Raw genomic sequence first — 618 nt, forward strand, 5'->3', positions numbered from 1 at the left:
AATTTTAATTGCTTATTTTTTGGAGAGTGCAGACTCGCTGTTGGGATGGGGGTTAGCATCATGATCCCGTTTGATCAGGCAGCTTCCTGAATCAAAGGGATCATGATGCAAGCGTGGTGCGAGACAACAAACATGTCTCAAGATTAGAAACCATCTGATCATGGGGGCGTAATAATACGTATCTATGTGCACGGAGGCGATGAGGATGGAAAATTACTTTGTGGGTTGGGGAACCTTGGCATTGATCAATGCCGGGCTCGCCCAAGGGAAAAACCGCAGCGGCCTTAACTGGTTCTTCATCTCGTTATTGCTCGGTCCGTTAGCGACCTTTCTGATTGTTGTTTTTGCCAAACTGCCGGAGCAGTGAGCCGATTGGAAGCTGCATCTGCAATTGTGTGAAAAGGGGACTATGGACAACCTGAAGCTCATGCAATACAAGTGATCATGCACCTTCTGAAACTCAATAGACAAAAGGCGACCGAGACATGCTCGATCACCTTTAGGGGATTGCCTGGGATTTTCATCCCAGCTGTATGTGAGTCAGGAAGGAGGATGCACCCATCCTCCAACCCCGTGTTAAGCCGTTTGTTTTTTCATGCGGGCTGCCGGTGTATGTCT

1 protein-coding gene is annotated in these 618 nt (G+C 48.2%); it reads left to right on the plus strand.

Annotated features, from left to right (window positions below; translation table 11 throughout):
* Nucleotides 1–205: 205 nt before the first annotated feature.
* Entirely contained in the window at nt 206–367 is a 162-nt protein-coding gene (locus tag CHH67_RS26415; RefSeq protein WP_176475664.1) for a hypothetical protein, read from the plus strand.
* The last annotated feature ends 251 nt before the right edge of the window (nt 368–618 follow it).

This window comes from Paenibacillus campinasensis (assembly GCF_002272015.1).
Classification (GTDB): domain Bacteria; phylum Bacillota; class Bacilli; order Paenibacillales; family Paenibacillaceae; genus Paenibacillus_AQ; species Paenibacillus_AQ campinasensis.